This window comes from Mesorhizobium sp. B1-1-5 (assembly GCF_006443065.1).
Lineage (GTDB): Bacteria > Pseudomonadota > Alphaproteobacteria > Rhizobiales > Rhizobiaceae > Mesorhizobium.
In genome coordinates, this window is the sequence record NZ_VFWS01000171.1 from 1 (window position 1) to 8,731 (window position 8,731).

Below are 8,731 nucleotides of genomic sequence, written 5' to 3' on the forward strand. Positions count from 1 at the left end.
GGGGCTAATTTCGCATGACGGCGTTCCTTCGCCCCCCTCTCTGTCCTGCCGGACATCTCCCCCTCAAGGGGGGAGATTGGCAGCTTCTGCGGCCGCGCCTCACTTGCGACATCGAAGATTGGCGAAGGCCGCGATGACAGCTGATCTCCCCCCTTGAGGGGGAGATGTCCGGCAGGACAGAGAGGGGCGCGAAGGAACTCGGCATATCCTCATTTGGGATGGCTTTGTAGCCATGACCACCTTCACCCCATCTTCCTCCGCCGAAACCCTCTCCACCATCCAATGGGCAGCCGCCGAGGAAACGCCGCTCGAAATCCTCGGCCATGGCTCGAAGCGCGGCATCGGCCGCCCATTGCAGACCGAACACACACTCGACTTGTCGCGCCTCACCGGGGTCACTCTCTACGAACCGGCCGAACTGGTGCTGTCGGCCCGCGCCGGCACATCGCTCGCCGAGATCGAAAAATTGCTTGCCGAGAACGGCCAGCAATTCGCGTTTGAGCCGATGGACTACGGCCCGTTGCTCGGCGGCGAGCCGGGCCAAGGGGGCAAGAACGGCACGATCGGCGGCGTGCTGGCTTCGAATCTGTCCGGCCCCCGTCGTCTCAAGGCAGGTGCGGCGCGCGACCATATCCTTGGCGTCGCCGCCGTTTCCGGACGCGGCGAAGCCTTCAAGTCGGGCGGCCGCGTGGTCAAGAACGTCACCGGCTACGACCTCTCCAAGCTGATGGCCAACAGCTGGGGCACGCTGGCCGTGCTCACCGACGTCACCTTCAAGGTCCTGCCGGCAGCGGAGACGGAAGTGACCTTGGCCATACGCGGCCTGCTCGATGACGCGGCCGTCGCCGCCATGGCGCTGGCGCTGGGCTCCAGTGCCGAAGTTTCGAGCGCCGCGCATCTGCCGGAACGGATCGCCGCGAAGGTCGCCGGCGGCAAGCATGGCAGCGATGCCGCCACGCTGTTGCGGGTCGAGGGATTTGGCCCGTCGGTCGTCTATCGGATCGAAGCGCTGAGGCAACTGCTCGGCAAGGCCGGGCCGATCGAGGAGATCGCCGGCGAGGCCTCGAAGGCGATCTGGCGCGACATTCGCGATTGCCGGCCCTTCGCCGATGGCGGCGCGCGGCCGGTTTGGCGCGTCTCGATGGCGCCGTCTCAGGCGCATCACATGGTGATGGCGCTGCGTATGGAGGCGGCGGTCGATGCCTTCTATGACTGGCAGGGCGGCCTGGTGTGGCTGTCGATGCGCGAGAACGACCCGGAAGCCGAGTTGCTGCGCGGACTGATCCGCAAATATGGCGGCGGCCATGCGACGCTGGTGCGCGCATCCGCACCGCACCGCGCGGCGCTTCCTGTCTTCGAACCGCAGCCGCCGCATCTGGCTGCGCTGTCGGCGCGGCTCAAGGCCGAGTTCGATCCCAAGCAGATTCTCAACCCCGGCCGCATGGCCTAAAGCAATTCCAGGAAAAGTGTGAAACGGTTTTCCGTCCGGAATTGCGTCTAACAGAGACGGAAAAATGCAGACCAATTTCTCCGCCGCACAGCTTTCCGATCCGCATGTCGCGGAATCGGAAAAGATCCTGCGCAAATGCGTGCATTGCGGCTTCTGCACCGCCACCTGTCCGACCTATGTGACGCTGGGCAATGAGCTCGATTCGCCGCGCGGCCGCATCTACCTGATCAAGGACATGTTGGAGAACGGCCGCCCGGCTGACAAGGAGATCGTCACCCATATCGACCGCTGCCTGTCGTGCCTTGCCTGCATGACGACCTGCCCCTCGGGGGTGAACTACATGCATCTGGTCGACCACGCCCGCGCTCACATTCAGGAAACCTACAAGCGCCCGCTGCTCGACCGGCTGAAGCGCGCAATGCTGGCCTTCGTGCTGCCTTACCCGAATCGCTTCCGCGCCGCGCTGAAGTTCGCCGGGCTTGGCCGGCCGTTCATCGGCCTGTTCGAGAAACTGCCGGCGCTGAAGCCGGTCGCGGCCATGCTGAAGCTCGCGCCGCCGGCGATCCCGCCGGCATCGCCGATGGCTTCGCCCGCCACGCATGCCGGGAAAGGCGCAAGGCGCGGCCGCGTCGCGATCCTCACCGGCTGCGCGCAGTCCGTGCTCGATCCCGCGATCAACGAGGCGACTATCTCTTTGCTGACCAGGCTCGGCGTCGAGGTGGTGGTGCCGGAGGGCGAGGGCTGCTGCGGCGCGCTCGTCCATCACATGGGCCGCGAAGGTCAGGCCCTTGCCTCGGCAAGACAGAATGTCGACGTCTGGACACGCGCCATCGAGCAGGGCGGGCTCGACGCTATTATCATCACAGCCTCCGGCTGCGGCACGACGATCAAGGATTACGGCTTCATGCTGCGCCTCGATCCCGCCTATGCCGAAAAGGCGGCGCGCGTCTCGGCATTGGCCAAGGACGTCACCGAATATCTCGCCGCTCTCGACCTGCCCGAGCCGGTGCGCAAGCCGGGCACGGTCGTCGCCTATCATTCCGCCTGTTCCATGCAGCATGGCCAGAAGATCACGCGCCAGCCGAAGGAGCTTCTGGCCAAGGCGGGCTTTGTCGTGCGCGAGCCGCGCGAGGGGCATCTGTGCTGCGGCTCGGCCGGCACCTACAACATCCTGCAGCCCGACATTTCGGCTAAATTGCGCGACCGCAAGGTCAAAAACATCGAAGCGACCGGCGCTTCAGTCGTTGCCACCGGCAACATCGGCTGCATCACGCAGATAACATCCGCCGCGAAGCTGCCGGTGGTGCATACGATCAAGCTGCTTGACTGGGCCTATGGCGGTCCGAAGCCCGAGGGTGTTTCTGAGCGAGTGCTTGCGGCCGCAGAGTGATCCTCGTCGCAGGCGCCCCCTCATCCGGCCGCTTTGCGGCCACCTTCTCCCCGAGGGGAGAAGAGTTTGGCGCTGGCGCTGGCAGTCTCCTCTCCCCTTGGGGAGAGGTCGGCCCAGCGAAGCGGAGGCTGGGTGAGGGGGCGTGTCGGCCTATTCCGCCGCGAGCTGATCCGGCACGCCGTAGGTCGCGCGGTAGAGCGCGCGCTGGCGGTTGAGCGCCACCATGGTGTTGCGCAACAGGATCGCGACCGTGAGCGGGCCGACGCCGCCCGGCACCGGCGTGATCCAGGACGCCACTTCCTTGATGCTGTCGGTGTCGACGTCGCCGACGATGCGGCTTTCGCCGTCAGGCCCGACCTCGGAATTGATGCCGATGTCGATGACGGCGGCGCCCGGCTTCACCATGTCGGCCTTGATCAGCCGCGGCTTGCCGACGGCGACGAACAGCGCGTCGGCGCGCCGCGCATGGGCGGCCAGCGAGCGTGTCATGTGGTGGCACACCGTCACCGTCGCGCCCTCGCTCATCAACAGGAAGGCTATCGGCTTGCCGACGATCTCCGAATGGCCGACGACGACCACTTCGAGCCCCTTGAGCTCGAGGCCGGTCTCCTTCAGCAGTTCGACCGAGGCCGCCGCCGTGCAGGGCGCCAGGTCGAGCTGGTTATAGACGATGTTGCCGATCGAGGCCGGGTGCATGCCCTCGACGTCCTTCAGCGGATGCACCGCCGCCTGTAGCGTCTTGATCGGGATATGCGCCGGCACCGGCCGCTGGATGATGATGCCGGTGACGCGCGGGTCGGCATTGAGGCCATGGATGGCGGCCTCCAACTCGCCCGCCGTGATGTCGGCGGCAAAGCGCCGCTCCTCGAAGCTGATGCCGGCAAGGGCTGCCTTGGCGCGCTGGTTGCGCACATAGACGTCGACCGCGGCAGTATCGCCCACGGTGATCGAGACAAGCTTCGGCGGAAAGCCTTCGGCCGTGGCGATCGCTGCGTCCTCGCGCACCGAAGCGATGATGCGCTGGGCGACCGGGCCGCCTTTCAGGTAGCGGCTGTCGTCGGTCCGGGTCATGGCTGGCACCTCTGCCTTCTGAAGCAATTCCGAGGACAAGCGCAACAGCGGCTTTCTGTCTGGAATTGCGCAACAATTGAGATTTTGTGCGCTGCAATAGCAGAACAGCGCCGGGAAATCAGCCCCGAAAGCGAAACCGTCTGCTTTGCGGGCGACTTGCAGCGTCATGCATCGAAAAAACAAAAAAACGAAAAAGGCAGCGCGGTTTCCCTGCGCTGCCTTTTCGCGACTGGCCGTATCCCCACACGGCCCGTCCCCCGTAAACCCTTCATCGGTTAAAGCACATCCCGCGGGATAGCACTATGACTTGGCTGCAACAGCATCAGACAAAAGTGCTGCGCCGTCTAACCGGCTGATTCGCTATGACTATATCACCTCGACCGTAGTTCCGACATTCACGCGCTCGTAGAGGTCGACGACATCTTCGTTGCGCATGCGGATGCAGCCGGAAGACACCGCGCCGCCGATCGTCCAGGGCTGGTTGGTGCCGTGGATGCGGTATTCGGTAGTGCCGAGATAGAGCGCGCGCGCGCCGAGCGGGTTCTCGATGCCGCCGGCGAGATAGGTCGGCAGGTAACGGCCCTTGGCCGCCTCGCGCTTGATCATCTCCGCCGGCGGGCGCCATTCCGGCCAGACCTTCTTGTCGGTGATCTTGTGGGTGCCCGACCATTCGAAGCCGGGCTTGCCGGTGCCGACGCCGTAGCGCCGCGCCTTGCCGTTCTTCTCGACCAGGAAGAGGAAGTTCTGGTGCGTATCGATGACGATGGTGCCCGGCTTCGCCGGCCCGTCATAGGCGACTTCCTGAGGCAGGTAGACCGGATTGATCTGCGGCCGCATCACCATGCGCTTGGCCGGCTGCTGCACGGCCGCCGTGCGCTGCTGGTCGGGCTGAGCCTGGAAGATGCGTCGCAGCGGCGGCTGCGCTGCCTGCCGCGCCGGGCGCACGATGCCCGGCGCGTGGCCAAGCTGCAGCACCCAGGGCGCCGAAAGGTCGGGGCTCACCATCACCGGCGGCCGGTCGGCATAACGGTCGTTGGCAAGGGAAGTCGTGGCGCCGGCGGCAAGAACCGCTGCGGCACCTAGCAGGGAACAAAACGCTGTCTTCATGGGAACGCACCTTGATCGAACTCATCCGGGGCGGCGAGGGCGCCCTCGGTTTCGCGATCCTTGGCGTGGAGCGGCAAGCAAAACATGAATCGGAATGCGTAAAATGCCGCTTTGTCAGTAAACCTTTTGGTGTGGTTACCGGGCGGTTCAGGAATCTGGTAAAGCCACGGTAAAAGCGGCGCTGAAGCGCATTAACAAATGGATCTGCTGACGATGGCGACTGAAAGTGCCGGCATTCTGGATGGCCCCGACGGCAGGGCGCGCTGCTTCTGGCATGGCAATTTGCCGGACTATCTCCACTACCACGATTACGAATGGGGCCGGCCGGTGACGGATGATCGCCGGCTGTTCGAAAAGATCTGCCTCGAAGGCTTCCAATCGGGCTTGTCGTGGCTGACCATCCTGCGCAAGCGCGAGAATTTCCGCGAGGCCTTCGCCGGTTTCGACTTCGACAAGGTGGCGGCGTTCACAGACGCTGATGTCGAGCGCCTGCTCGGCAATGCCGGCATCATCCGCCACCGCGGCAAGATCGTTTCGACCATCAACAACGCCAAACGCGCCCGCGAGATGGTGGACGAGTTCGGCTCGCTTGCCGCCTGGTTCTGGAAGTTCGAGCCGGGTCCGGGCGAGCGGCCCGAAATCGTCGACCTGGCGCATCTGCGCGCCAACCCGACGACGGCGGTGTCGGTCAGGATATCCAAGGAATTGAAGAAGCGCGGCTGGAGCTTTGTCGGCCCGACCACGGTCTATGCCTTCATGCAGGCGATGGGCCTGGTCAACGATCATCTCGAAGGCTGCTACTGCCGGGCAGAGGTGGAGAAAGAGCGCAAGAAGCTGAAGCGGCCGAAGTAGAGGCGCCCTCTTCCTTCTCCCCTTGTGGGAGAAGGTGGCCGCGAAGCGGCCGGATGAGGGGTGTTCCAGGGAAAGCCAGCGTCTCACACCGCCGGAGGAGACGGCAAGTTTGCCGGCGTCTCACTTCGCTGGAGCACCCCTCATCCGTCTCGGCGCTGCGCGCCGATCCACCTTCTCCCACAGGGGGAGAAGGAGAAGAGGCTACTTCTCGAACCTGCCCTTATGGCCGCTGCCGTTGATGTCCCAGACCAGGCTGGAGCCGGACACCGTGAGCACCAGTCCGCTGAAGCCGCTGTCGTCGGGCGTATGATGTGTGGAGGCGGAACTGCGGCCTGCCGGGATGACCTCGACAGTCGAGCCCTTCCGCACCCAGCAGCCCTTGCCGTACTGGTCGTTGGCGCCGTAGGCGAGCGCGAATTCGAAGCTGCCGTCTTTCTTCAAAAGCAGCTCTGAACCGACTTCCATGACGCCGTTCAGGTAATAGTGGCCGGCAAGACGGGCATCGCCCGGCTGGCAGGCGTTGGCTGCGACGGGCATGGCACAGAAAAGCGCGCCGGCAAGCGCGCACGCAAATCGCAAGTACATGATGATCCCCCGATCGTTGAGTGAAAAGTCAGACGCTGCCGGCGCCGGCCAGGAACAGCCCGGCAATGATCGCCGCCACGGCTGCGAAGGCGGGGTAGATCACCAGCAGGCCAGTCACCAGCGCGTCGCGCACGGTCGGCTTGCGCGCCTCGGCCGCGACCTCGAATGGCCCGGCCGGCTGCTGGGCCGGCTTGAGCATAAAGCCGCCGTCAGGCCGCAGCCTGGCCGATGCGCCGCTCTCGATAATGTCGTTAGCCGTCGTCATGGCCCCGAACCCCTTGTTTCGACGCGCTTTATGGTCGCCGATTGTGTCGGCAGCATGCCGCGCCGATGGCGCAATTGTTTCGTTTTTGGCGCGGTTTGTTTCAGTTTTTCCTTCTCCCCTTGGGGGAGAAGGTGGCCGCGAAGCGGCCGGATGAGGGTGTTCCAGGAGGCGCCACCGTCTCACTCCGCTGGAACACCCCATCCGTCTCCGCGCTATCGCGCCGATCTGCCTTCTCCCGCTCGGGGAAGGAGAGGCGCTAACCCTTGCCGCTCCAAGCGGCATCGTTTAGGAAACGCGCGCCCATTGACCAGAAAGACCGATCCCATGGCCGACAAATCGGAAAAGACGAAAGCGCGGCTGCCGCGCGGGTTTGCCGACCGCAGCGCCGAGGACATCCGCGCCGTCGAGAAGATGATGGCGACCATCCGCTCGGTCTATGAGCTCTACGGTTTCGAGCCGGCTGACCAGCCGATGATCGAATACACCGATGCTTTGGGAAAATTCCTGCCCGACCAGGACCGGCCGAATGAAGGCGTGTTCTCCTTCCAGGATGACGACGACCAGTGGCTGTCGCTGCGCTACGACCTGACCGCGCCGACGGCCCGTTTCGTCGCCGAGAATTACGACAGGCTGCCGAAACCCTATCGCAGCTACCGCTCCGGCTGGGTGTTCCGCAACGAGAAGCCCGGCCCCGGCCGCTTCCGCCAGTTCATGCAGTTCGACGCCGACACGATCGGCACGCCGGGCGTCGCCGCCGATGCCGAGATGGCGATGATGATGGCCGACGTCATGGAAGCGCTCGGCATTCCTCGCGGGCAGTATGTTGTTCGCGTCAATAATCGCAAAGTGCTGGACGGCGTGCTCGAGGCTATTGACCTTGGTGGCGACCAGAATGCTGGCCGCCGGCTGACGGTGCTGCGGGCCATCGACAAGCTGGACAAGCTTGGGCCGGAAGGCGTGAGGCTCCTGCTTGGCCCGGGACGATGGGACGGCGGTAAGGAAGGTGAAGGGGATTTCACAAAGGGCGCTGGCCTTGACGAGATTCAGGCCGAATTCGTTGTCGCCGTCATTCTTCACAATCAATATCTTGAGGCAGGGCAGAAGAATGATGTGGCGTCATGGAACGCCGCACTTAAGGCCAACGCCACCGCTAACGCTGGGTTTGCTGAACTTAAGGAGATTGAGGCTCTGATCCGGGCTGCCGGCTACAGCGCTGAACGCATACGCATCGATCCCTCCGTCGTGCGCGGCCTCGAATATTACACCGGCCCCGTATTCGAGGCCGAGCTGCTGGCCGAGATCCCCAATGACGAAGGCCAGATCGTGCGCTTCGGTTCGGTCGGCGGCGGTGGCCGTTATGATGGGCTGGTCTCGCGCTTCCGCGGTGAGCCGGTGCCGGCGACCGGCTTTTCCATCGGCGTCTCGCGGCTGATGACGGCGCTCAAGAACCTCGGCAAGCTCGACGCCTCCGATGTCATCGCGCCGGTCGTGGTGCTGGTCATGGACAAGGACACCGAAAGCCTCGGCCGCTATCAGAAGATGGTCGCCGACCTGCGAGTCGCCGGCATCCGCTCCGAAATGTATCTCGGCGGCGCCGGCATGAAGGCGCAGCTGAAATATGCCGACCGCCGCGGCAGCCCGGTCGCCATCATCCAGGGCGGCGACGAGCGCGCCAAAGGCGAGGTGCAGATCAAGGACCTGATCGAAGGCGCGCGCCTGTCGGCCGAGATCACCGACAATGCCGAATGGCGGGCGGCAAGGCCGGCGCAGGTGACGGTGGCGGAGGGCGAGCTGGTTGCCGAGGTGAAGAAGATACTCGCGGCGCAGGCCGAGGAGCGGGCACGTGGAAGGTAGAGCGCCGACTTCTCCCCTTGTGGGAGAAGGTGGATCGGCGCGAAGCGCCGAGACGGATGAGGGGTGTTCCAGGGAACGCCGGCGTCTCATTCCGCTGGAGCACCCCTCATCCGTCGCCTTCGGCGACACCTTCTCCCACAAGGGGAGAAGGGAAGGG

8 protein-coding genes are annotated in these 8,731 nt (G+C 64.6%); 4 read left to right on the forward strand and 4 right to left on the reverse strand.

Annotation, left to right across the window (positions count from 1 at the left end; all coding sequences use genetic code 11):
• The first annotated feature begins 232 nt into the window (after nucleotides 1-232).
• Together FJ980_RS28160 and glcF are read left to right on the forward strand one after the other, a co-directional pair.
• Complete coding sequence (locus tag FJ980_RS28160) at nucleotides 233-1,450, forward strand: FAD-binding protein (RefSeq protein WP_140546924.1); 1,218 nt, start codon at nucleotides 233-235, stop codon at nucleotides 1,448-1,450.
• 64 nt (nucleotides 1,451-1,514) lie between these two features.
• A complete protein-coding gene (gene glcF, locus FJ980_RS28165; RefSeq protein ID WP_140546925.1) occupies nucleotides 1,515-2,840 on the forward strand; it encodes a glycolate oxidase subunit GlcF in 1,326 nt (441 codons plus the stop codon).
• Between the two features lie 150 nt (nucleotides 2,841-2,990).
• Here the strand turns inward: glcF and FJ980_RS28170 are convergent, their stop codons facing one another.
• Together FJ980_RS28170 and FJ980_RS28175 are read right to left on the reverse strand one after the other, a co-directional pair.
• Nucleotides 2,991-3,911, reverse strand: coding sequence for a bifunctional 5,10-methylenetetrahydrofolate dehydrogenase/5,10-methenyltetrahydrofolate cyclohydrolase (locus tag FJ980_RS28170; protein ID WP_140546926.1), 921 nt, complete (start codon nucleotides 3,909-3,911; stop codon nucleotides 2,991-2,993).
• 366 nt (nucleotides 3,912-4,277) lie between these two features.
• A complete protein-coding gene (locus FJ980_RS28175) occupies nucleotides 4,278-5,018 on the reverse strand; it encodes a L,D-transpeptidase (protein ID WP_140546927.1) in 741 nt (246 codons plus the stop codon).
• 213 nt (nucleotides 5,019-5,231) lie between these two features.
• On the opposite strand from FJ980_RS28175, the gene FJ980_RS28180 reads away from it, so the two are divergent.
• The gene (locus FJ980_RS28180; protein ID WP_140546928.1) at nucleotides 5,232-5,870 is read left to right on the forward strand and encodes a DNA-3-methyladenine glycosylase I; all 639 of its coding nucleotides are present in this window, start codon (nucleotides 5,232-5,234) and stop codon (nucleotides 5,868-5,870) included.
• Between the two features lie 201 nt (nucleotides 5,871-6,071).
• Here the strand turns inward: FJ980_RS28180 and FJ980_RS28185 are convergent, their stop codons facing one another.
• Nucleotides 6,072-6,455 carry a hypothetical protein gene (locus FJ980_RS28185; protein WP_140546929.1) on the reverse strand — a complete coding sequence of 128 codons (384 nt, stop codon included), beginning with the start codon at nucleotides 6,453-6,455 and terminating at the stop codon, nucleotides 6,072-6,074.
• A 28-nt stretch (nucleotides 6,456-6,483) separates the two neighbouring features.
• Nucleotides 6,484-6,720: a hypothetical protein gene (locus tag FJ980_RS28190; RefSeq protein WP_140546930.1), complete on the reverse strand. Its 237-nt coding sequence runs from the start codon at nucleotides 6,718-6,720 to the stop codon at nucleotides 6,484-6,486.
• A gap of 324 nt (nucleotides 6,721-7,044) precedes the next feature.
• Between FJ980_RS28190 and hisS the strand changes: the two genes are divergently transcribed.
• Nucleotides 7,045-8,574 (forward strand): histidine--tRNA ligase, encoded by a 1,530-nt coding sequence (hisS, locus tag FJ980_RS28195; protein WP_140546931.1) that lies wholly within the window; start codon nucleotides 7,045-7,047, stop codon nucleotides 8,572-8,574.
• Nucleotides 8,575-8,731: the final 157 nt, after the last annotated feature.